We start from the raw sequence: 23128 nt of genomic DNA on the forward strand, positions 1-23128 counted from the left end.
TTTTTTCTCCTCTGCTTTTTAAATTGCATTAATAGGAAAATAATAATGGAAAAGTAGGCGTTTTTTTGTTTTACTAATTAGAGATGTGAAATGAGTGTGGAGGAAGTTATGAAGATTAAAGAAATAATTGTTGTAGAAGGTAAGGATGATACAGTTGCCATTAAGCGTGCAGTAGATGCAGATACAATTGAAACGAACGGTTCGGCAATTGGAGATCATGTTATTGAACAGGTGAAATTGGCACAGCAAACACGAGGTGTGATTATTTTTACAGATCCTGATTACCCAGGAGAGCGTATTCGTAAAATTATTTCTGAGAAAGTGCCGGGGTGCAAACACGCCTTTTTACCGAAAGAAGAAGCGTTAGCGAAGCGAAAGAAGGGTGTTGGAATTGAACATGCCTCTAATGAATCTATTCGACGCGCCTTAGAAAATTTACACGGAGAGATGGAAGCATACACGAGCGAAATTGATTGGATTGATTTAGTAGAAGCCGGACTCGTTGGTGGAGAAAAAGCAAAAAGTCGCAGAGAACGAATGGGTAAGCTATTAAAGATTGGCTATACAAACGCCAAACAGTTACATAAACGTTTGCAAATGTTCCAAATTTCAAAGCAGGATTTTGCAAAAGCGTATGAGCAAGTATTACAGGAGGAAAAGAAATGAAAGATATCGCAACGCCAAATCGTACGAAAGATATTGTTGAGAAGTATGGATTTTCATTTAAAAAGAGTTTAGGGCAAAACTTTTTAATTGATACAAATGTGTTAAATCGTATTGTGGATTACGCGGAAATTGGACCTGAGAGTGGAGCAATTGAGGTTGGGCCTGGTATTGGAGCGTTAACAGAACAATTGGCAAAACGTGCTAAGAAAGTTGTAGCGTTTGAAATTGATCAACGTCTTTTACCTATTTTGGAAGAGACATTAGCTCCTTATAATCACGTGACGGTAATTAATAAGGATATTTTAAAAGCCGATGTAAATGGAGTATTTGAAGAGCAGTTTACCGAAGGTCAAGATGTAATGGTTGTAGCAAATTTACCTTACTATGTGACAACACCGATTTTATTTAAGCTATTAGAAGAGCAATTACCAGTGCGTGGTTTTGTGGTTATGATGCAAAAAGAAGTAGCAGATCGCTTAGCGGCTCGCCCGGGAACAAAAGATTATGGTTCGTTATCAATTGCCATTCAATATTATACAGAACCTGAAACGGTGATGACAGTTCCGCGTACAGTATTTGTACCACAACCCAATGTAGATTCAGCAGTTATTCGTTTATTAAGACGTCCAAAGCCGCTTGTAGAAGTAAAAGATGAAGCATTCTTCTTTGAAGTGGTGAGAGCTAGCTTTGCGCAGCGACGTAAAACATTAATGAATAACTTATCTAATAATTTAAGTGGTTTTCCAAAGGATAAAGTATTATTTGAGCGTATATTAGCGGAAGTTGAAATTGACCCGAAACGAAGAGGGGAAACATTATCAATTGAAGAGTTTGCAAAACTAAGCAACGCTTTATTTTCATATAAAATGTAAAAGGTAGCTCGTTCTGAGCTACCTTTTTTGTCACCTTTTTTCTATAAGTTCATAGGCTAAAACAGAACGTAGTGAGTTATATGTCCCTACGAGTTTGGAGGTAGAAGAATGGCTGTACACGTTGGAGATTTAGTGGAGAGGAAGTCTTATCAGCGCGACCTTCTTTTTCGAGTAACAGAAATAAAAGATACGATAGCAATTTTGTTTGGGGAAGAATTTCGGCTCGTAGCAGATGCACCAATAGAAGATTTAGTTCTTGTTGATCAACGAGATTATACGAAAAGAGTGAAGCAGGAACGGGAAACAATGGAAAAGACATATCGTTTATTTCAACAGGATTACGTATTAATGAGGCAGCGTAATGAATATCAATCAACAGGTGGTTATACAAATGAAGTAAATTACTTTCAAATGCCAGGCAAAGTGCTTCACCTTGATGGGGACCCTTTGTATTTAAGAAAATGTTTAGATCTATATGCGAAAATCGGTGTGCCAGTACAGGGTATTCATTGTAAAGAAACAGAGATGCACGAGAAGGTTCTAGATTTAATTGAACATGTTCGTCCTGATATCTTAGTGATTACTGGGCATGATGCCTATACAAAGTCAAAAGGAGAAATGGGAGAGTTAGCAGCTTACCGTCATTCTAAGCACTTTGTACAGGCTGTACGTACAGTACGAAAGAAGTATCCCTCATTAGATCATCCTGTTATTTTTGCTGGGGCGTGTCAATCGCATTTTGAAGCTCTTATTCGAGCTGGAGCCAATTTTGCCAGTTCTCCGTCTCGGATTAATATTCATGCATTAGATCCGGTATATGTTGTAGCAAAAGTGAGCTTTACTTCTTTTATGGAACGGGTCAATGTATGGGATGTTATACGCAATACAGTAACTGGTGAGAAGGGGCTTGGCGGAATTGAGACGAAAGGGATTTTACGAACAGGATTGCCGTTTCAATATTATGACGAATAAGCAAGGTAAGCATTTACCTTGCTTTTCATATGCCTGCTTTTGGGAATTTGGATAAAAAAGTATAAGAACGTACAGACTATACATATATGATTTATATTTTTATACTTTCTATCCCAATTACAGCGAGGTGTAGCATGATATGTCGAAACGTTTAGATGAAATCAAAATTGCACTGGACCATCATCTTGGTCAGAGGCTTATGCTAAAAGCGAATAGTGGACGAAGAAAAACGATCGAACGATCTGGTGTGTTAGCAGAAACATATCGTTCTGTTTTTGTAGTTCAACTTGACCAGCAAGAAGATACATTTCAACGTGTTTCTTATAGTTATGCAGACGTATTAACAGAAACAGTTGAGCTTACGTTTTATGATGCACAAGATAATGAAATCATGTTAGGAGAACAGTCTGTTTAAGAATAGTCTTTGTTTGATTACATATATTTTCCGGAATTGAAGAAAGTGGTAGTGTCACATACTAAATGTACCGTAGCTATAAAGGGGGGCTTGCGTTGAGTAGACGAAGAGGAGTCATGTCAAATCAATTTAAAGAAGAGCTTGCAAAAGAGCTTGGATTTTATGATGTCGTGCAAAAAGAAGGATGGGGCGGAATTCGTGCGAAAGATGCTGGTAACATGGTCAAGCGTGCAATTGAAATTGCAGAGCAGCAATTAATGAAACAAAACCAGTAACGGTAAGATACTTCTATGCTACGGTGGCCGAGGAGATGCTCCTCGGCTTTTTGCACGCGAAAAAGTGGTATAAGTAGTTTCATTCTTGATGCTTTTCGTTATAATTAGGGAAGTGTCATCGTTCTACTATAAATTTATGGTAAAATAAACGATAAAAGATTGAGTACATAGAGTAGGTGAATAGATTGAAGCTACTAGTTAAAGCACCAGCAAAAATTAATTTGTCGTTAGATGTACTAGGAAAAAGGCCAGACGGTTATCATGAAGTTAAAATGATTATGACAACAATTGATTTAGCGGATCGGTTAGAACTAACAGATTTATCTGAAGACCGGATTGAAATCGTGTCTCATAATCGTTATGTCCCAGACGACCAAAGAAATTTAGCTTATCAAGCGGCAAAGCTGTTAAAGGAACGATTCCAAATACAAAGAGGAGTATCCATTGCAATTGAAAAAGTAATTCCAGTTGCAGCGGGACTTGCAGGTGGGAGCAGTGATGCGGCTGCAGCGTTGCGAGGTCTGAATCAACTATGGAATCTTGGACTTACAATTGATGAACTTGCAGAATTAGGTGCCGAAATTGGATCAGATGTATCATTTTGTGTATATGGTGGAACTGCCATTGCAACAGGCCGTGGAGAGAAAATTGAACATATTAAGACACCGCCTTCTTTCTGGGTTATTTTAGCAAAGCCGCATATTGGTGTATCAACAGCGGACGTATATGGAAATTTACGATTAGATCGTGTAACACACCCAGATGTAGATCGTATGGTGGAAGTGATTCAAAATGGTGACTATGAAGGAATTTGTCATACAGTCGGTAATGTATTAGAAGATGTAACATTTTCAATGCACCCTGAGGTTGCACATATTAAAGCACAGATGAAACGTTTCGGTGCAGATGCAGTCTTAATGAGTGGTAGTGGACCAACAGTTTTTGGTTTAGTTCGTCACGATTCACGCATGCACCGTATTTATAACGGATTAAAAGGATTTTGTGATCAAGTATATGCAGTACGTTTATTAGGAGAGCGAGAAAGTCTTGAATAAAGACGTATAATAAGTTATGATTTGTTTAAAATATTCGTAATTTGAGGTGAGAGCGTGAAAATCAGACGAAGTACAAGGTTGGTCGATATGACTTATTATTTGCTTCAAAATCCTCGTCAGTTAGTTTCTCTCACTTTTTTTGCTGAACGGTATCAATCTGCTAAATCTTCGATTAGTGAAGACTTAGTCATCATTAAACAAACGTTTGAACAACAAGGAGTCGGCACATTACAAACGGTACCAGGTGCAGCAGGAGGAGTGAAATATATCCCATATATAAGTCAGGAGGAAGCGACGCAAATTATTAATGAGCTTTGTAAATTATTTGAGAATCCTGATCGCATCCTTCCAGGCGGTTATTTATATATGACGGATCTTTTAAGTAACCCGCGCTACATTAATGGTGCAGGGAGACTCTTTGCTTCTGTATTTGCAAGACAGTCAATTGACGCTGTTATGACGGTTGCAACGAAAGGAATTCCTTTGGCATATGCAGTAGCCAATTACCTAGATGTCCCAGTTGTGATTGCTAGAAAAGATAATAAAGTAACAGAGGGTCCAACGGTAAGTATTAATTATGTATCAGGTTCTTCTAAGCGTATACAAACAATGACATTAGCGAAGCGCAGTCTTCCAGAAGGCGCGAATGTATTAATCATTGATGATTTTATGAAGGCTGGCGGAACTGTACAAGGTATGATGAGTATGCTTGAGGAGTTTAATGCAAATGTAGTGGGTATTGGTGTGTTAGTGGAATCAAGTGATATTGAGGAAAGACTTGTTGATAACTTTGTTTCATTAATTCGCTTGTCTGAAGTAGATGTGAAAGAAAAGACGATTCAAGTGGAAAAAGGGAATTACTCTTTGAGTCCGTTTGCTGATATGATTGTAGATACTGAGTGAGGTAAAGTGAAACTTTTATTAGTAGAGGGTTTTTAGCCCTCACTGGCGAAAAACTCTTACCAATCGGGTGGCAAGTAGCAGGATAAATAATCTTCTTAATAGAGTGGTTTAAAAAAGATGCTATGCGCTAGAGTAGGGAAAAGATAAAGCAACTGCTTTATCTTTTTTTATAAAGTGAAGATAGTTTTTCTTTATTGATAATAAGCCCCTACCTAATTTTTTTGTTTTGGGTATTCCTGATGCATTTCAATAGATATGTTTTAGCAGACGGTAGGCTCCCGATTTTTAGGGGGGTTACCGCCTGCTAAAACTACAGTTTCCCTGTTGGGATTAGTTTGCGAAAGTGGGAAAAAAATATAAAAGGGTGAAAAAGGATGAAAGTAGTTCAAACAAATGAAGCACCGCAAGCAATCGGCCCATATTCACAAGGTATGATTGTAAATAATATGTTTTACAGTTCAGGACAAATTCCTTTAACAGTAGCTGGTGAACTTTTGACTGGTGATGTAAAGGAACAAACAGAGCAAGTATTTCGAAACTTACAGGCAGTATTAACAGAAGCTGGAGCATCGTTTGAGACAGTTGTAAAAACCACTGTATTTTTAAAAGATATGAATGATTTTGATGCAGTAAATGAAGTATACAGTACATATTTTTCTGTACATAAACCGGCACGTTCTTGTGTACAAGTAGCAAAATTACCGAAAGATGTATCAGTTGAAATCGAAGTCATTGCCCTTGTGAAATAAGAATTTGTAAGCGATAACGTCTATTTATTTCCATATTCAATTAAATTAAAAATTTTTATCTTAAAAATTTTTAAAAAATTGAAGGAGAAATAGAAAATTTGTGGAATTTATAGAAATATATCGCTTATTTAGAAAAAGGGTGGTGAACACAAGATGGAAGTGACTGACGTAAGATTACGCCGCGTAAACACAGAGGGACGCATGCGAGCGATTGCTTCTATTACACTAGACCATGAGTTTGTTGTTCATGATATTCGTGTAATTGATGGCAATAATGGATTATTTGTAGCAATGCCAAGTAAACGTACTCCAGATGGAGAATTCCGTGATATTGCTCATCCGATTAATTCTAATACTCGTTCTAAAATTCAAGATGCAGTTTTAACTGAGTATCACCGTTTAGGCGAGTTAGAAGAAGTTGAGTTTGAAGAAGCTGGAGCTTCGTAAAATTCGAATAAGAAGGGCTCTATAATAAGGGCTCTATAATTTTGGCAAACTCCTGTAAGTATTTACGGGAGTTTGTTTTTGTTTACCCCGCTATTCGCAGACGATAAGACTTCGATTGGCTTAACCATTAGTGGGTGGTGAAAAAACTCCTATTAATGGAAATTTCACGTTATATACTTTCTTCCTCAATCTTCCTTTAAAAAGAAATAGTATAGCTTATTTCATAAAAAAGATACTAAATACTAAAACATTACATAAAAGTTATGGTAAAATTTAATAGTTATGCAGTGTTTCTTGAAATATATAATTATTTAAGATAATATCTTTAATGGATAAATAGGTTGCGATGGAGGGTCTATATGTCAAAAAGATTTGCAGTGATTCTTGCTGCAGGAAAAGGTACGCGTATGAAGTCAAGTTTATACAAAGTACTTCATCCTGTATGTGGGAAACCGATGGTGCAGCATGTAGTTGATCAAGTCTCTCAGCTAGAAGTACAGAAACTTGTTACGGTTGTTGGACACGGCGCTGAAAAGGTACAAGATCAATTAGGAAGTGCAAGTGAATTTGCATTGCAAACAGAGCAGCTAGGAACAGCGCATGCCGTTATGCAAGCAGCTGATGCACTGGGGAACGAAGAAGGAACAACATTAGTAATTTGTGGTGATACGCCTCTTATTACAGCAGAAACAATGGAAGCTCTGTTAAAACAGCATGAAGAAGCAGGTGCAAAGGCAACAGTACTAACGGCCTGCATAGAGGAACCAACTGGTTATGGACGAATTGTTCGTAATGAAAATGGTCATGTTGAAAAAATTGTCGAACATAAAGATGCAAATGAAGTAGAGAGAGCTATTAAAGAAATTAATACAGGTACGTATTGTTTTGATAATAAAGCGCTATTTTCTTCTCTTTCTAAAGTTTCTAATGAAAATGTGCAAGGGGAATATTACCTTCCAGATGTAATTGAGATTTTGAAAAATGAAGGTCATATTGTATCTGCCTACCAAACGGAGCATTTTGATGAAACGTTAGGAGTTAACGACAGAGTCGCTCTATCGCAAGCGGAAGACATTATGAAAAAACGTATTAACCGTAAACACATGGTGAATGGTGTTACAATTATTGATCCGAACAACACGTATATTTCTGTCGATGCAAAAATCGGTAATGATACGGTTATTTATCCGGGGACAATTATTGAAGGTTATACTGTTATTGGGTCAAATTGTGAAGTTGGACCGCATACAGTAATCCGTGATAGTGAAGTGGGAGATAATACAACAATTCGCCAGTCTACAGTTCATGATAGTAAGATTGGTACTGATGTTGCAATTGGGCCATTTGCTCATATCCGCCCGCAATCTGTTATTGGTAATGAAGTACGCGTTGGAAACTTCGTAGAAATTAAAAAGACTGTTTTCGGAAACGGAAGTAAAGCTTCTCACTTAAGTTATATTGGCGATGCACAAATTGGAGAAGGTGTAAACCTTGGTTGTGGTTCTATTACGGTAAACTACGATGGCCAGAATAAGTTTAAAACTGTGATCGGAGACGGCGTATTTATTGGTTGTAATTCAAACCTTGTTGCTCCTGTAACAGTTGGAGATGGTGCTTATGTTGCGGCGGGTTCTACAATCACAGAAGATGTACCAGCAAAAGCATTATCAATTGCACGTACACGTCAAACAAACAAAGAAGACTATGTTGATCAATTGCTGAACAAGAAAAATTCATAATGTGGAGGGTTAATCTAGATGTCTAATCAATATCTAAATTCTAATTTGAAAGTGTTTTCTTTAAACTCTAATACGGGGCTCGCTGAGCAAATTGCAAAGCACATTGGAGTAGAATTAGGAAAATGTTCTGTTGCGCGTTTTAGTGATGGAGAAATTCAAATTAACATTGAAGAAAGTATCCGTGGTTGCGATGTATTTATTATCCAATCTACAAGTTTCCCAGTAAACGAGCATATTATGGAATTACTTATTATGATTGATGCATTAAAACGTGCATCTGCGAAAACAATTAACATTGTTATTCCTTATTATGGCTATGCACGTCAAGATCGTAAAGCGCGTTCTCGTGAGCCGATTACAGCGAAGCTTGTTGCGAACTTACTTGAAACAGCGGGTGCTACTCGTGTAATTACTCTAGATTTACATGCTCCACAAATTCAAGGATTCTTTGACATTCCAATCGACCATTTAATGGGTGTACCTATTCTTTCTGATTACTTTGAGAAGAAAGGTCTTAAGGATATCGTAATTGTATCTCCTGACCATGGCGGTGTAACACGCGCGAGAAAAATGGCAGATCGTTTAAAAGCACCAATTGCTATTATTGATAAACGCCGTCCGCGTCCAAACGTAGCAGAAGTAATGAATATCGTAGGTAATATCGAAGGTAAAACAGCAATTTTAATTGATGACATCATTGATACAGCTGGTACAATTACATTAGCAGCAAACGCTCTTGTAGAGAACGGTGCTTCTGAAGTATATGCTTGCTGTACACACCCAGTTTTATCTGGTCCAGCAATTGAACGTATTCAAAATTCAAACATTAAAGAGTTAGTTGTAACAAACTCTATCGTATTACCAGAAGAGAAGAAAATTGATAAAGTACAAGAACTTTCTGTTGCTCCATTAATTGGAGAAGCAATTATTCGTGTTTACGAAGAAGAATCTGTAAGTGTACTATTTAATTAATTGGATAGAATGAGGCGTAACCAATTTTGGTTACGTCTTTTCGTATCGAAAAAAGAAAGTGGTGTTACAATGAAATTAATAGTAGGACTTGGTAACCCAGGGAGAGAATATGAATTAACAAGGCATAACATTGGGTTCATGGCTATCGATGAATTGTCTAAACGCTGGAATATCCCGTTAAATGAACAGAAATTTAAAGGATTATTTGGTGCGGGTTTTGTAAATGGAGAGAAAGTTATTTTATTAAAGCCCCTTACATATATGAATTTATCTGGAGAAAGTATTTGTCCACTTATGGATTACTATAAAATTGATATTGAAGATTTTGTAGTGATGTACGATGATTTAGATATTCCAGTTGGCAAATTACGACTTCGTATGAAAGGTAGCGCTGGAGGGCATAACGGTGTAAAATCAACGATTGCACATTTAGGAACGCAGGAATTTCAACGTATTCGTATGGGGATCGATCGTCCTAAAAATGGGATGAAGGTAGTTGATTATGTGTTAGGTCGTTTTACAGTAGATGAGATGCCAGAAGTAGAGCGAGCAATTGAAAAAAGTGCAGATGCATGTGAAGAATGGCTGAAAACTCCATTTTTACAGGTTATGAATACTTTTAATAATTAACGTTTGGGAAATGGAATATTTTCCTGTACTTATATCCATAATAGTAATAGTTGTACGGCTAGGAGGAATATATGGACGGACATTATCACTGCAGACATTGTGGATGTAAGATAGGTAGTATTACGGCAGAAAAAGTATATGGCTTTGTATTGGGTCAACTAACAGAGCAAGAGCGATTAGAAATGATTCATTTTGATGAAAACGGAAATATATATATAAAAACAATTTGTGAATCGTGTCAAAAAACGCTCGCATCCTATCCTGAGTACTATGAATATGAATTGTTCTTACAATAGAGTGAAACTTCCATCAGTGGTTCTTCCCCCCACTGATGGTTAGTTGAACGATTATGAGTAAACTTCTATCCTCCTTTTTAAAAATATGGAGATGGAAGGCCTATTGCTTATAGAGGATGGGATGCAATGTTTTCGCTTTGGCTTGTCCAAAGCATTTTTCTGTTTTCTTTTTCCAAAATATTTGCATAAAATATAGTAGCTTGCTCTTTATGTTGAGAGGAGTTTTGAAAAATGATAGGTTTACTAGAGCAGTTTTACGAAAATAAAGAAATACAATCGATTATAGATGGGTTAGAAGAAGGATTAAAAGAACAGCTTATCTCGGGTATGGCAGCCTCTTCTCGTTCATTATTAATAGCTAGTTTATATAAAAAAACACAGCAGTCACAACTTGTCGTAACACATAATTTATACCAAGCGCAAAAAGTATATGAAGATTTAGTTTCATTAATTGGAGAGCAGAATGTTTGGTTATATCCTGTAAATGAATCTATTGCATCAGAAATCGGTGTTGCAAGTCCAGAACTGAAGGCGCAGCGTATTGAAGTATTGAATCGTTTAGCGGCTGGAGAAAAGGGGATTATTGTGGCTCCTGTTGCTGGTTTGCGTCGTTTTCTACCAACAAAAGAGATGTGGAAGAAACAGCAAATTGAATTGAAAATGGGACAAGAAATTGATCTTGATGAATTGCTTCATGTGTTAACGACTATGGGATATGAACGTAAATCTATGGTAGAAGCACCTGGAGAATTCAGTGTTCGTGGTGGGATATTAGATATTTATCCATTAACGGAAGAATTGCCAATTCGTATTGAATTTTTTGATACAGAAGTAGATTCTATCCGTTCCTTTACTGTAGAAGAGCAGCGTTCGCAAGAGAAGATAGAGAGCGTATCATTTGGCCCAGCTACGGAATTTGTATTTTCTAAAGAAGAACTTGAACTTGGTGTGCAGAAGCTAGAATCAAGCTTAGCTAATACACTAAAAAAAGTATCTGATGAGAAATTAAAAACAACCATATTAGAAACGGTAACATATGAGCTGGAATTACTGAAAAATGGACAGACTATCGAGCAGATGTTTAAATATTTATCTTTATTTTATAATGAACCTGCTAGTCTAATAGAATATTTACCGGAAAATGGTGTTGTCATTCTAGATGAGATTTCTCGAATTCAAGAAACAGCAGATCATTTAGAAGCAGAAGAAGCAGAGTGGTATATATCACTTCTTGGAGATGGTGCAATTGTTCAAGATTTATCTTTTTCTCATGATTTTGCGCAATTTTTACATCATAAAAAACGAAGTTTCTTATACTTGAATCTGTTTTTACGCCATATTCCGAACACGCATCCGCAAAATATTGTGAATTTGACATGTAAAACAATGCAAGATTTTCATGGCCAAATGAATTTATTAAAAACAGAAATTGATAGATGGACGAAAAGTCGCTTCACAACGGTTGTACTAGGCGCAAATGAAGAGCGAACGAAGAAATTGCAACATATTTTAAATGATTATGATATTGAAGCAGATATAATTGAAGGAACGGATGTATTGCTTCCGGGGCGTGTCCAGATTGCGGTAGGTGACTTACATGCAGGTTTTGAAATGCCGATGCAAAAGCTTGCGATTATTACCGAAAAAGAGTTATTTAATAAAAAGGTAAAAAAATCACAGCGTAAACAAAAACTTTCAAATGCAGAGAGAATTAAAAGTTACTCTGAATTAAAAGTTGGTGATTATGTTGTTCATGTAAATCATGGTATTGGTAAATTTTTAGGAATTGAAACACTAGAAATTAATCGTGTTCATAAAGATTATTTGCATATCAAATATCAAGGAAACGATAAATTATACGTCCCAATTGAGCAAATTGACCAAGTCCAAAAGTATGTAGGATCTGAAGGGAAAGATCCGAAAGTCTACAAACTTGGTGGAAATGACTGGAAAAAAGTTAAGACAAAGGTAGAAAAATCTGTTCAAGATATTGCGGATGATTTAATTAAATTGTATGCAGAGCGTGAGGCTTCAAAAGGATATGCCTTTACTCCGGATACTTCTGAGCAACAGGAATTTGAATCATCTTTCCCTTATCAAGAAACAGAAGATCAGCTGCGTTCGATTACGGAAATTAAAAAGGATATGGAGCGCGGTCGCCCAATGGATCGCCTACTTTGCGGTGACGTTGGTTACGGAAAAACAGAAGTGGCAATTCGTGCTGCTTTTAAAGCAATTATGGATGAAAAGCAAGTTGCAATTTTAGTACCAACGACAATTTTAGCGCAGCAGCATTATGAAACAATTCGAGAGCGTTTTCAAGACTATCCAATTAATATTGGATTATTAAGTCGCTTCCGTACGAGAAAGCAGCAAAATGAAACAATTAAGGGATTAAAAGATGGTACTGTTGATATTGTTATCGGCACACATCGCCTTCTATCAAAAGATGTCATATATAAAGATTTGGGATTACTTATTATTGATGAAGAACAACGATTTGGTGTAACACATAAAGAAAAAATTAAACAACTAAAGGCTAATATCGATGTACTAACATTAACAGCAACGCCAATTCCACGTACGCTTCATATGTCTATGTTAGGTGTTCGTGATTTATCCGTTATTGAAACACCGCCAGAAAATCGTTTTCCAGTGCAAACGTACGTTGTAGAATATAATCCAGCGTTAATGCGTGAAGCGATTGAACGTGAGCTTGCACGAGGTGGTCAAATATACTTTTTATATAATCGCGTTGAAGATATTGAGCGAAAAGCAGATGAAATTTCGATGCTTGTCCCTGATGCACGGGTAACCTTTGCGCATGGAAAGATGAATGAAAGTGAATTAGAATCTGTTATGCTTTCCTTCTTAGAAGGGCAACATGATGTACTTGTAAGTACAACGATTATTGAAACGGGTGTTGATATTCCGAATGTAAATACATTAATCGTATTTGATGCAGATCGTATGGGATTATCGCAGTTGTATCAATTGCGTGGTCGGGTAGGACGCTCAAATCGCGTTGCCTATGCATATTTCACTTATAAACGCGATAAAGTGCTATCTGAAGTTGCAGAAAAACGTTTGCAAGCCATTAAGGAATTTACAGAGCTCGGGTCTGGATTTAAAATTGCAATGCGCGATTTATCTATCCGTGGGGCTGGTAATCTATTAGGTGCAGAGCAGCATGGCTTTATTGATTCTGTTGGTTTTGATTTATATTCACAAATGTTAAAAGATGCAATCGAGCAGCGTAGAGGTACAAACATGGAAGAGCAAGTGCTTGATATTGAAATTGATCTAGAAGTAGATGCATACTTACCAGATGCGTATATTTCTGATAGCAAGCAGAAAATTATGATGTATAAGCAATTTAGGGGCGTTTCTACTATTGAGGATATTGAGGAATTACAAGAAGAAATGATTGATCGCTTCGGTGATTATCCGCAAGAAGTTGGGTACTTACTTCAAATTGCAAATATTAAAGTGTTAGCGATGCAAGAGAAAATTGAATTAATTAAACAAACGAAACAAGAAGTTACGATGCTATTCTCTGAAAAGGCTAGTCAAAATATTGATGGTGGAAAATTATTTATGCTTGGTAGCAGTTTTGGACGTATGATTGGTCTTGGTATGGAAGGTTCTCGTTTGAAAATTGTGATGAACGTTCGTGAAATAGAAACATCAAGGTGGCTCACAATTGCCGAAAATTTACTAAAAGGCTTAAAAGATGTGAAAAAAGAAGAGATAAATGCCTAAATGAGGATAAAAAATACAATTCCACGTGTATAGAAGAACTAATGTGTAAAATACTATGTTTAATAGTTGGTGATTTTTACATGAACAGGTAAAATCACGACTTTTATCATCAGTAGAAAGTGAGGCAGCATTAGAATGAAAGCAACTGGAATTGTACGTCGAATTGATGATTTAGGAAGGGTTGTTATCCCGAAAGAAATTCGTAGAACTCTCCGTATTCGGGAAGGTGATCCGTTAGAAATTTTTGTTGATCGCGATGGAGAAGTTATTTTAAAGAAATATTCTCCGATTAGCGAATTAGGTGATTTTGCTAAAGAATATGCAGATGCTTTATACGATAGCTTAGGACATAACGTGCTTGTTTGTGACCGTGATTCAATTATTGCTGTCGCCGGCGTGTCAAAAAAAGAATACTTAAATAAAAGTGTTGGCGATCTAATTGAGAAAGCAATGGAAGATCGCAAATCAGTCGTAATGACAGATGAAAGTGAAATTTCCATTATCGATGGAGTAACAGAAAAGGTACAATCTTATACAATTGGTCCAATTATCGCAAATGGTGATCCAATTGGAGCAGTTATCATTTTTTCAAAAGAAGCAGTCATTAGTGATGTAGAACACAAATCTGTTGATACAGCAGCAAGCTTTCTAGCGAAACAGATGGAGCAATAAAGTGACGTTCTTCTTACTGAAAGTTAGTCCGCAAATTGGGCTCATACAGGCGGCCGTGCTTTGTGATACATCTAAACATACCGCCTGTTGAAATGAAATTATATATTTTTGTAAAGGTAGCATTTTGCTACCTTTTTTACGTGATAGCTTTTAATGTCGCAAGCTGCTTTTTTCTTTGTGATATAATACGTAGGATGAGTATAGAAAAAGGGAGATTGCATGGTCATGGAGACGAAGAAGTATCACGCTTTTTGGCGCGGCGCGATTATATTAACAATTGCAAGTTTTGTTACAAAAGTATTAAGCGCTTTTTACCGTATTCCATATCAAAATATAGCTGGTGATATTGGCTTTTATATTTATCAGCAAATTTACCCGTTTTACGGGTTTTGTTTAATTTTAGCGACATATGGTTTCCCAATCATTATTTCAAAAATGATTGCAGAACGCTTAGAACGAGGAGAACATAAAGAAGCAGAGTCCGTTATATGTGTTTCTTTTTGGTTTTTATTAGTTATTGGGAGCATGGGCTGTATTGTGTTGTTTTTTGGCGCGCATACAATAGCGTCTTTAATGGGAGATGCTCATTTGGATAAGTTAATTCGTGTTATTGCATTCTCTTTTTTATTAATGCCTTTTCTCTCTGTAGCGCGTGGTTATTTTCAAGGATTTGGGAATATGATACCAACAGCTATATCACAAGTAATAGAACAGACTATTCGTGTATCCATTATTGTATTTTTATCATTATTCCTTATAAAAAAGGGGTTTGATTTGTATACGGTGGGAGCAGGCGCTATGTTTGGTTCTATAGCAGGAAGTTTTATTGGTGTGATTGTATTGTTTTTGTATTTACGAAAAGACTTTCGCTCCATTTTTTTACAAGGTTTTAAAGGGATTTATAATAAAAAGAGAATTATTGGTACGTTGTTTTGGCAAGGAATTGCGATTTGCGTTAGTAACTTAGTGTTAATTTTTATACAAATGGCAGATTCTGTTTCACTGTATAGCTTACTTGTTCAGAATGGGGAACCAGTAGAAATAGCAAAAATGTTAAAGGGTATATACGATCGCAGCATTCCTCTTATGCAGCTTGGTACGGTCGTGACAACCTCATTTTCACTTTCTTTAATTCCGATGATTACAGCTGCAAAAGAGAGAGGAGATTATGCATTTATTCGCGAAAAAGTACAGCTAGCAATTAAAATTACATTTGTAATTGGGCTTGCTGCATCGTTAGGACTCGCGAGCATCATTCGTCCAACAAATATTATGCTATTTGCAAATGACGATGGTTCTGGTGTGCTAGGGATTTTATCTATTTCTATCTTATTTAGTTCATTAGCGATTACCACTGCATCTATTTTGCAAGGAGTAGGACAAACAGTAAAACCAGCTATATTTGTTGTAATTGGTGCATGTGTAAAATTATTATTCAATTATATGTTCGTTCCACATTTTGGTGTGATCGGCGCAGCGATTGCCACTGTAATTGCATTGCTGTGCATTGCTTTATTGAATAGCGTATTGTTGATTCGAGTTGTTAATGAGCCGCTTATGCAGAGAAAAACTATTATAGGCGTGACAATTGGAGCGTTAAGCATGGTAGTAGTGCTTGCTGGATTTACGTATATGTTTGAATGGTTTGGCGTGCAAGTTAACGAGGAACATAGAGAAATTGCGATGATTCAAGCTTTACTAGGTGTGAGTGTTGGTGGTTTACTATATGTATTTTTAATTTTAAAGCTGCGTGTATTTACAGCAAAGGAACTTGGTGCAGTTATGAAACATGAAAAAGTACAAAGTTCGTTGAAGAAGAGTGGATAGAGGTGGGCGTTATGAGAAGAACAATTACAATTTTAGGATTAGGGGCTGGTGAATTAGATCAGCTTACAATGGGCGTATATCGCAAAGTGAAAGAAGCAGTGCATATGTATGTTCGAACAAAAGAGCATCCAGTTATAACAGAACTTGAGAAAGAAGGTGTATTATACACATCTTTTGACGATATATATGAAGCGTATGATACGTTTGATGAAGTATATGAAACAATTTCTAACACATTGATTGAGAAAGCTAAGGATGCTGATGTTTTATATGCAGTTCCAGGGCATCCACTTGTAGCAGAGCGTACTGTACAGCTTTTGTTACAAAAAGGGGAAAAAGAGAATATTGATGTGCGTATCGAAGGTGGACAAAGCTTTTTAGATCCAATGTTTGCAAGTTTGAAAATTGATCCAATTGAAGGATTTCAGTTGATTGATGCAACGTCATTCGAACGAGGACAATTAGAGCTTCGTCAGCACTTGATCTTTTGCCAAGTGTACGATGCATTTATTGCATCTGAAGTCAAACTAACGTTAATGGAAATGCTTCCAGATGATTATGAAGTATATATTGTAACTGCAGCTGGAACGTCGTTCGAACAAGTGAAAAAAGTACAGCTTTATTTATTAGATCATGAGGCAGAGCTTAACAATTTAACGAGTGTGTACGTGCCGCCTGTACTAAATCGACAATCGTTATACCAGCAATTTGATGTATTGCGTAATATTATTGCAGAGTTACGCGGACCAAATGGATGTCCGTGGGATAAAAAACAAACGCATCAATCGTTAAAGAAATATTTAATTGAGGAAGCGTATGAAGTGTTAGAGGCTATTGATGAGGAAGATGATGATCATCTTGTTGAAGAGCTAGGTGATGTTCTTTTACAGGTGATGCTTCATGCACAAATTGGTGAAGACGAAGGTTGGTTTTCGATTGATGATGTAATTCGTACGTTGTCTGAAAAAATGGTACGTCGTCATCCTCATGTATTCGGAGATGTTAATGTAGAAACTGCTGCTGATGTTGTTGTGAATTGGGAGGAAATTAAGAAACAGGAAAAAGGAAATATAAAAGAGTCTATTTTATCAGGCATTCCTAAAAGTTTACCTCAACTAATGCGCGCTTATGAAATCCAAAAAGAAGCAGCGAAAGTTGGTTTTGATTGGGATGATGTCGAGCCGATGATGGAAAAAGTGGGAGAAGAGTGGGAAGAATTTCAACGTGAAGTGACAGCTATGGATGAAGAGAAGATGTTAGCGGAATTTGGTGACTTAGTATTTGCATTTATAAATATTGCCCGCTACTATAAAATCAATCCAGAAGAAGCGCTTCATAAAACAAATGAAAAATTTATGAGTCGTTTTTTATACATGGAAGCAAAGGTTGCTAGTATGGAGAAAGAAATGAAAGGTCTTTCTTTAAAAGAGCTCGATGCACTATGGGAAGAGGCAAAACGAATAGAGAACGAATAAGGGGGAGTCGTCATGCGTTTAGATAAATTTCTAAAAGTATCTCGTCTTATCAAAAGAAGAACGTTAGCAAAAGAAGTTGCGGATCAAGGCCGCATTATGATTAATGGCCAGGCTGCAAAAGCCAGTTCAACTGTAAAGGTAGAAGACGAATTAACAATTCGTTTCGGCCAAAAAGTTGTTACTGTGAAAATTAATGAATTAAAAGAAACGACAAAAAAAGAAGATGCTGCAAATTTATACACTATTGTTCGTGAAGAGAAAGTTGAAGTAAAAGCAGAAGATAGCTTGTTCTAAAAAAATTTGTCTCCTCATACATTGGTACTAGTATAAAGTTATGGGGGGATGGACGTGAACAAAGGTTATTCAATGTCGTCTTCTAATCAGCAAAATGTTACTGTAGAACATGATGTCGTAATGAGAGGAAGGCGCATTCTCGATATTACAGGAGTCAAGCAAGTAGAAAGTTTTGATAGCGAAGAATTTTTATTAGAAACAGTTATGGGATTTTTAACAATACGCGGTCAAAATCTGCAAATGAAAAACCTTGATGTTGAAAAAGGACTTGTATCCATTAAGGGGAAAATATACGAGATGGCTTACATTGATGAGCATCAAGGGGAGAAAGCTAAAGGATTCTTTAGCAAGTTGTTTAAATGAGCTTAACTGTTCAATTATATACAATGCTTTCGATGATTGGGATGGGCGCTTCGCTTGGAGCGGCTTTAGATACGTATCATCGTTTTTTGAAGCGCAGCGAGCGAAAGCGTTGGCTTGTATTTATTTATGATATTTTATTTTGGATTGTCCAAGCCCTTTTTGTATTTTATGTGCTATTGCTTGTAAATGAAGCAGAGTTACGTATGTACGTATTTTTAGCATTGCTCTGTGGATTTGCTGCATATCAAAGTTTGTTAAAGTCATTGTACATGAAAGTGTTAAATTTTCTGATTCACATTTTTGTTCAAACATTTTATTTTTGTGTTCGTGTTTTTCAATTATTTCTTGTTAAGCCGGTTACAATTTTGATCCATTTAATTATAGCGCTTGCATTATTTTTATTTCGTTTTTTGGTTGGATTTGGAATGGGATTGTGGCGGTTTATTATAGCAATATTACGTTTAATATGGAAATTTATTTTCATCCCTGTTCGATTTGTTTTCTTTGTTATATGGAAACTTCTCCCTAACCGTGTTAAAATTTTTATAAAGAGACAAGCAGGATTTTTGAAATATGTCAAGAAAATGAAGAAGCATATATTTCTAATCTGGGAACGTATAAAAAAGAAGTTAGGGGGACCTCGAAAATGAGGGAACTAAGGCAAAGATATGTATCGGAACAGAATCCAATTTCTGCTAAAGAACATATAATACAATCGAACGAAAGTAGGAAGCGCTTGTATCGTCGATTAGCTTTATTTTTCGTGTTTGCTTTTGTAATTATTGTAAGTGTCAGTGTGACGTTCTATAAACAAAATAGTTTGATTAACGCTAAAGAAGCGAAAGTGAAAGAGCTAAAAAAAGAAACGGATACGTTAACGACGAAAGAAAAGAAGCTGAAAGATGAGGTCCAAAAGTTACATGACGAGGACTACGTTTTAGAGATTGCTAGAAGAGATTATTACTTCTCAAAGCCTGAAGAGATAATTTTTCCTATTTCTAAGTAGTGGGTGTTGTATTGACACTATATTTTAAGATTATATATAATGAAGTAAAATTTGACTTTTTAACCACTAAGGAGGAGCGTTTTTTTTATGTCAATCGAGGTAGGCAGCAAGTTACAGGGTAAAGTAACAGGTATTACGAATTTTGGGGCTTTTGTAGAGCTGCCAGAAGGATTAACAGGTCTTGTTCATATTAGTGAAGTTGCTGATAATTATGTAAAAGATATTAATGATCACTTAAAAGTAGGTGATCAAGTAGAAGTAAAAGTTATTAACGTTGAGAAAGACGGTAAAATTGGTTTATCTATTAAAAAAGCGAAAGAACGTGAAAGAGCTGAAGGTGAGCAACGCGATAATCAACGCGATAATCAACGCGATAATCAACGCGATAATCAACGCGCTGGACGCCCTGGTGGACGTAATCGCTCTTTTAACAGAGATAATCGTGGTGGCAATGATAACCGCAACCAAAAAGAAACATTTGAGCAAAAGATGGCTCGCTTTTTAAAAGACAGTGAAGACCGTTTAACTTCTTTAAAGCGTAATACGGAGTCAAAACGTGGCGGCCGTGGCGCTCGTCGCGGATAAAACTTGCTGTTTATTTTAAAATAAAGAGAAGCACCCGGAGTGTTTACTTAGGGTGCTTTTTTATGGTGAAAACAGTGTGTAGAAAAAAAGAATAAAAAATACTTAAAACATGTTGACTTAAAATGATATTTAAGATATTATATTAATTGTCCGTTAAATACGACATGGCGGTGTAGCTCAGCTGGCTAGAGCGTACGGTTCATACCCGTGAGGTCGGGGGTTCGATCCCCTCCGCCGCTATATTTTTGACGGCCCGTTGGTCAAGTGGTTAAGACACCGCCCTTTCACGGCGGTAACACGGGTTCGAATCCCGTACGGGTCATAGACGAAAAGATCATGCAAATATGCATGATCTTTTTTTGTGTTAAGGAAATGTAAATGTATGAGCTTCTTCTACAAAAACAACTATTATTTTCTGAAAATTCAATCACTACGTAAAGTCTTTGGGTGTAAGTCTGTATATATATGGTGCTATTTTGTATAAAAAGTCGAACAATTATTTTACTACAAACTGTTATTTTGACAAAAATTCCGCAAAATGCCTTTTATAATTACAAGTAATAAAATATGCAGGTGGTGTTCAAAATATGCCAAGAGCGGGAAGGAATACTGTCAATCCGAATTCTAGTACGCTTGCTATAGGTCGTGGGCAAATGACAACTGTGAAGTGGACAAGCAAATTAAGATTGAAACTGGAACAAATTTTCTTTCGATGGGGATTTGTGGTTGCGTTGGTTGGTTTTCTTTTAGGAAGAGCATATATTTTAACGAACATTTTACCTTTTGCTTTGCCGTTTTTCGCTGCTGTATATGTGATGAAACGCGATAAAATGGCTCTTGCATTTCTTGCTGTAATGGCTGGTGCGTTTTCGGTTTCATTAGAAAATTTATTCTTTGCTTTTGCATCTATATTTACATTCTTCATCTATAATATCTTCTTTAGTCGTTTTACAAGTAAGACGATTGGGCTTGTACCATTTCAAGTATTTATTTCTGCATTAACGGCCCATCTTATCGTTGTCTATTTCGCACAAGGTGCAATTGGTATGTACGATTTGCTAGTTAGTACAATTGAGGCAGGATTAAGCTTCGTACTAACGATGATTTTCTTGCAAAGTGTTCCACTTTTAATAGAACGAAAAGGAAAACAACAATCATTAGAAACAGAAGAAATTGTTTGTTTAATTATATTACTGGCATCTGTACTAACGGGTACAACAGATTGGTTTATTTATGATTTATCAGTTCAACACATTTTTACGAGATTTTTAGTATTAGTATTTGCCTTTGTGGCAGGAGCAGCAACAGGTTCTACGGTGGGTGTTGTAACAGGGTTAATTTTAAGTTTAGCAAATGTAGCGAGCTTATATCAATTGAGTTTATTGGCGTTTTCTGGGTTGTTAGGGGGGTTATTGAAAGAAGGAAGGCGGATAGGTGTAAGTTTAGGTTTGTTAATTGGTACGAGCTTAATTACGTTGTACGTAGATAAACAAACAAGTATTGTGACAACTTTGTTAGAGTCGGGTGTAGCAATTGCTTTATTCTTATTAATGCCTAAATTCATTATTGAACGTCTTTCTAAGTATATGCCGGGAACACAGGAACATTCTAATGACCAACAGCAATATTTGCGAAGAATGCGTGATGTAACGGCAAATAAAATTAATCAATTTGCAAATGTGTTTGAAGCATTATCTAATAGCTTTTCTGTATACGGATATGTAGAAGACGAGGATAAGGATACGGAGACGGATTTATTTTTAAGTACAATTACTGCCAAGACATGCCAAACGTGCTTTAAGAAAGATCAATGCTGGGTTGTGAATTTTGATAAAACATATGATTATATGAGGCAACTTATGGATGAAACAGAGGAAGGTACATTGCAGCATAACCGTAAACTGCTTCGTGATTTTGAAAAATATTGTGTGAGAGGAACAAAAGTAACAGGTTTAATAGAAGGTGAATTAGGGCATTTTTATGAAGGACAAAAGCTAAGGAAACAAATGCGAGATAATCGTAGAATTGTTGCGGAACAACTTATGGGTGTTTCGAAAGTAATGGCGGATTTTTCTAAAGAGATTCAAAAGGAAAGGGAGAATCATCAAGTACAAGAGGAACAAATTTTACAGGCATTTCGGGACTTCGGAGTAGAGGTTGAACATGTTGATATTTATTGTTTAGATCGAGGGAACGTTGACATCGAAATGCTGATTCCTGCTGCATGTAATCAGCATGGAGAATGCGAAAAGCTGGTTGCTCCGATGTTGTCTGATATTTTACGAGAAACAGTTGTTGTGAAACATGAAGAACAATCGGCATATCCGAATGGTTACAGTACAATATCGTTTGGTTCAGCAAAAACATTCTCTGTAGATACAGGGCTTGCTACGGCGGCTAAAGGTGGGGGATTTGTATCCGGTGATTCCTATGCCATGATGGAATTAAGTGTAGGGAAGTATGCGCTTGCTATTAGCGATGGGATGGGAAATGGAAAGCGGGCGCATATGGAAAGTAAAGAAACGGTTAAGTTACTGCAAAAAATATTACAATCAGGTATTGATGAGGAAATCGCGATTAAATCGATTAATTCTATTCTTTCATTGCGAACGACGGAAGAAATGTTTACAACATTAGATTTAGCGATGATTGATTTACGTGATGCAAATGCTAAGTTTTTAAAGATTGGTTCTACTCCAAGTTTTATAAAACGTGGCAATCAGGTATTTAAAATAGAAGCAAGTAATTTACCGATGGGAATTATTGAAGATTTTGAAGTGGACGTTGTCGGTGAACAATTGAAATCCGGTGATATTTTAGTAATGATGAGTGATGGGATTTTTGAAGGTGCAAAACATGTAGAGAATCATGAAGTATGGATGAAGCGGAAGATTAAAGAATTGGAAACGGAAGACCCACAAGAGATTGCTGATATTATTATGGAGGACGTAATTCGCACCGACAATGGATATATTAATGATGATATGACAATTGTAGTAGCGAAGATAAAAAAGAATATGCCGAAATGGGCAACGATTCCTATTATTAGTAAACAAGCACAATAAAGTGAAACTTCCATCAATAGGGGGATTCCTACTGGTTAGTTGAACCAATTGGGTACATGTCAGCAGCTATCTCCTTCGATTTCCCATA

General features: G+C 36.5%; 23 protein-coding genes and 2 tRNA genes. All 25 read left to right on the forward strand.

Features of this window, described 5'->3' with window-relative positions:
- Positions 1-108 precede the first annotated feature (108 nt).
- On the forward strand, positions 109-666 hold the full coding sequence (gene rnmV, locus WAX78_RS24485; protein ID WP_336484601.1) for a ribonuclease M5: 558 nt from the start codon (positions 109-111) through the stop codon (positions 664-666).
- Positions 663-1538: a 16S rRNA (adenine(1518)-N(6)/adenine(1519)-N(6))-dimethyltransferase RsmA gene (rsmA, locus tag WAX78_RS24490; RefSeq protein WP_336484602.1), complete on the forward strand. Its 876-nt coding sequence runs from the start codon at positions 663-665 to the stop codon at positions 1536-1538. The genes rnmV and rsmA overlap by 4 nt, the downstream gene beginning before the upstream one ends.
- A 108-nt stretch (positions 1539-1646) precedes the next feature.
- Positions 1647-2510 carry a sporulation peptidase YabG gene (gene yabG, locus WAX78_RS24495; protein WP_336484603.1) on the forward strand — a complete coding sequence of 288 codons (864 nt, stop codon included), beginning with the start codon at positions 1647-1649 and terminating at the stop codon, positions 2508-2510.
- Between the two features lie 139 nt (positions 2511-2649).
- Entirely contained in the window at positions 2650-2925 is a 276-nt protein-coding gene (veg, locus tag WAX78_RS24500) for a biofilm formation stimulator Veg (RefSeq protein ID WP_336484604.1), read from the forward strand.
- A 95-nt stretch (positions 2926-3020) separates the two neighbouring features.
- The gene (gene sspF, locus WAX78_RS24505) at positions 3021-3200 is read left to right on the forward strand and encodes an acid-soluble spore protein SspF (protein WP_001985066.1); all 180 of its coding nucleotides are present in this window, start codon (positions 3021-3023) and stop codon (positions 3198-3200) included.
- Positions 3201-3385: 185 nt separating this feature from the next.
- Positions 3386-4255, forward strand: a complete 870-nt coding sequence (gene ispE, locus WAX78_RS24510; RefSeq protein ID WP_336484605.1) for a 4-(cytidine 5'-diphospho)-2-C-methyl-D-erythritol kinase — start codon at positions 3386-3388, stop codon at positions 4253-4255.
- A gap of 54 nt (positions 4256-4309) precedes the next feature.
- A complete protein-coding gene (gene purR / locus WAX78_RS24515) occupies positions 4310-5158 on the forward strand; it encodes a pur operon repressor (RefSeq protein ID WP_154712997.1) in 849 nt (282 codons plus the stop codon).
- A 374-nt stretch (positions 5159-5532) separates the two neighbouring features.
- Positions 5533-5907 carry a RidA family protein gene (locus WAX78_RS24520; protein WP_098304990.1) on the forward strand — a complete coding sequence of 125 codons (375 nt, stop codon included), beginning with the start codon at positions 5533-5535 and terminating at the stop codon, positions 5905-5907.
- A gap of 153 nt (positions 5908-6060) precedes the next feature.
- Positions 6061-6354 carry a septation regulator SpoVG gene (gene spoVG / locus WAX78_RS24525; RefSeq protein WP_000454042.1) on the forward strand — a complete coding sequence of 98 codons (294 nt, stop codon included), beginning with the start codon at positions 6061-6063 and terminating at the stop codon, positions 6352-6354.
- Between the two features lie 359 nt (positions 6355-6713).
- Positions 6714-8093, forward strand: a complete 1380-nt coding sequence (gene glmU / locus WAX78_RS24530) for a bifunctional UDP-N-acetylglucosamine diphosphorylase/glucosamine-1-phosphate N-acetyltransferase GlmU (protein ID WP_336484606.1) — start codon at positions 6714-6716, stop codon at positions 8091-8093.
- 18 nt (positions 8094-8111) lie between these two features.
- Positions 8112-9065 (forward strand): ribose-phosphate diphosphokinase, encoded by a 954-nt coding sequence (locus tag WAX78_RS24535; RefSeq protein WP_336484607.1) that lies wholly within the window; start codon positions 8112-8114, stop codon positions 9063-9065.
- Positions 9066-9134: 69 nt separating this feature from the next.
- Entirely contained in the window at positions 9135-9695 is a 561-nt protein-coding gene (pth, locus tag WAX78_RS24540; RefSeq protein WP_336484608.1) for an aminoacyl-tRNA hydrolase, read from the forward strand.
- A 71-nt stretch (positions 9696-9766) separates the two neighbouring features.
- The gene (locus WAX78_RS24545) at positions 9767-9991 is read left to right on the forward strand and encodes an anti-sigma-F factor Fin family protein (protein ID WP_154713001.1); all 225 of its coding nucleotides are present in this window, start codon (positions 9767-9769) and stop codon (positions 9989-9991) included.
- A 231-nt stretch (positions 9992-10222) separates the two neighbouring features.
- Complete coding sequence (gene mfd, locus WAX78_RS24550) at positions 10223-13753, forward strand: transcription-repair coupling factor (RefSeq protein ID WP_336484609.1); 3531 nt, start codon at positions 10223-10225, stop codon at positions 13751-13753.
- A gap of 135 nt (positions 13754-13888) precedes the next feature.
- A complete protein-coding gene (spoVT, locus tag WAX78_RS24555) occupies positions 13889-14425 on the forward strand; it encodes a stage V sporulation protein T (protein WP_336484610.1) in 537 nt (178 codons plus the stop codon).
- A 225-nt stretch (positions 14426-14650) separates the two neighbouring features.
- On the forward strand, positions 14651-16252 hold the full coding sequence (locus tag WAX78_RS24560; protein WP_336484611.1) for a putative polysaccharide biosynthesis protein: 1602 nt from the start codon (positions 14651-14653) through the stop codon (positions 16250-16252).
- Between the two features lie 11 nt (positions 16253-16263).
- Complete coding sequence (gene yabN, locus WAX78_RS24565) at positions 16264-17727, forward strand: bifunctional methyltransferase/pyrophosphohydrolase YabN (RefSeq protein ID WP_336484612.1); 1464 nt, start codon at positions 16264-16266, stop codon at positions 17725-17727.
- A 12-nt stretch (positions 17728-17739) separates the two neighbouring features.
- A complete protein-coding gene (locus tag WAX78_RS24570; protein WP_336484613.1) occupies positions 17740-18021 on the forward strand; it encodes an RNA-binding S4 domain-containing protein in 282 nt (93 codons plus the stop codon).
- Positions 18022-18075: 54 nt separating this feature from the next.
- Positions 18076-18384 (forward strand): sporulation protein YabP, encoded by a 309-nt coding sequence (gene yabP, locus WAX78_RS24575; RefSeq protein WP_098304970.1) that lies wholly within the window; start codon positions 18076-18078, stop codon positions 18382-18384.
- A complete protein-coding gene (gene yabQ, locus WAX78_RS24580) occupies positions 18381-19034 on the forward strand; it encodes a spore cortex biosynthesis protein YabQ (protein ID WP_336484614.1) in 654 nt (217 codons plus the stop codon). Before yabP ends, yabQ begins: the two co-directional genes overlap by 4 nt.
- A complete protein-coding gene (gene divIC / locus WAX78_RS24585) occupies positions 19031-19390 on the forward strand; it encodes a cell division protein DivIC (protein WP_336484615.1) in 360 nt (119 codons plus the stop codon). The genes yabQ and divIC overlap by 4 nt, the downstream gene beginning before the upstream one ends.
- 87 nt (positions 19391-19477) lie before the next feature.
- The gene (locus tag WAX78_RS24590; RefSeq protein WP_336484616.1) at positions 19478-19975 is read left to right on the forward strand and encodes a S1 domain-containing RNA-binding protein; all 498 of its coding nucleotides are present in this window, start codon (positions 19478-19480) and stop codon (positions 19973-19975) included.
- 166 nt (positions 19976-20141) lie between these two features.
- Positions 20142-20215, forward strand: a tRNA-Met gene (locus WAX78_RS24595).
- A 10-nt stretch (positions 20216-20225) separates the two neighbouring features.
- Positions 20226-20297: transfer RNA gene (locus WAX78_RS24600), tRNA-Glu, on the forward strand.
- A gap of 265 nt (positions 20298-20562) precedes the next feature.
- Entirely contained in the window at positions 20563-23040 is a 2478-nt protein-coding gene (gene spoIIE / locus WAX78_RS24605) for a stage II sporulation protein E (protein ID WP_336484617.1), read from the forward strand.
- Positions 23041-23128: the final 88 nt, after the last annotated feature.

Source organism: Bacillus yunxiaonensis (assembly GCF_037104695.1).
In the GTDB taxonomy this organism is placed as follows: Bacteria; Bacillota; Bacilli; order Bacillales; family Bacillaceae_G; genus Bacillus_A; species Bacillus_A yunxiaonensis.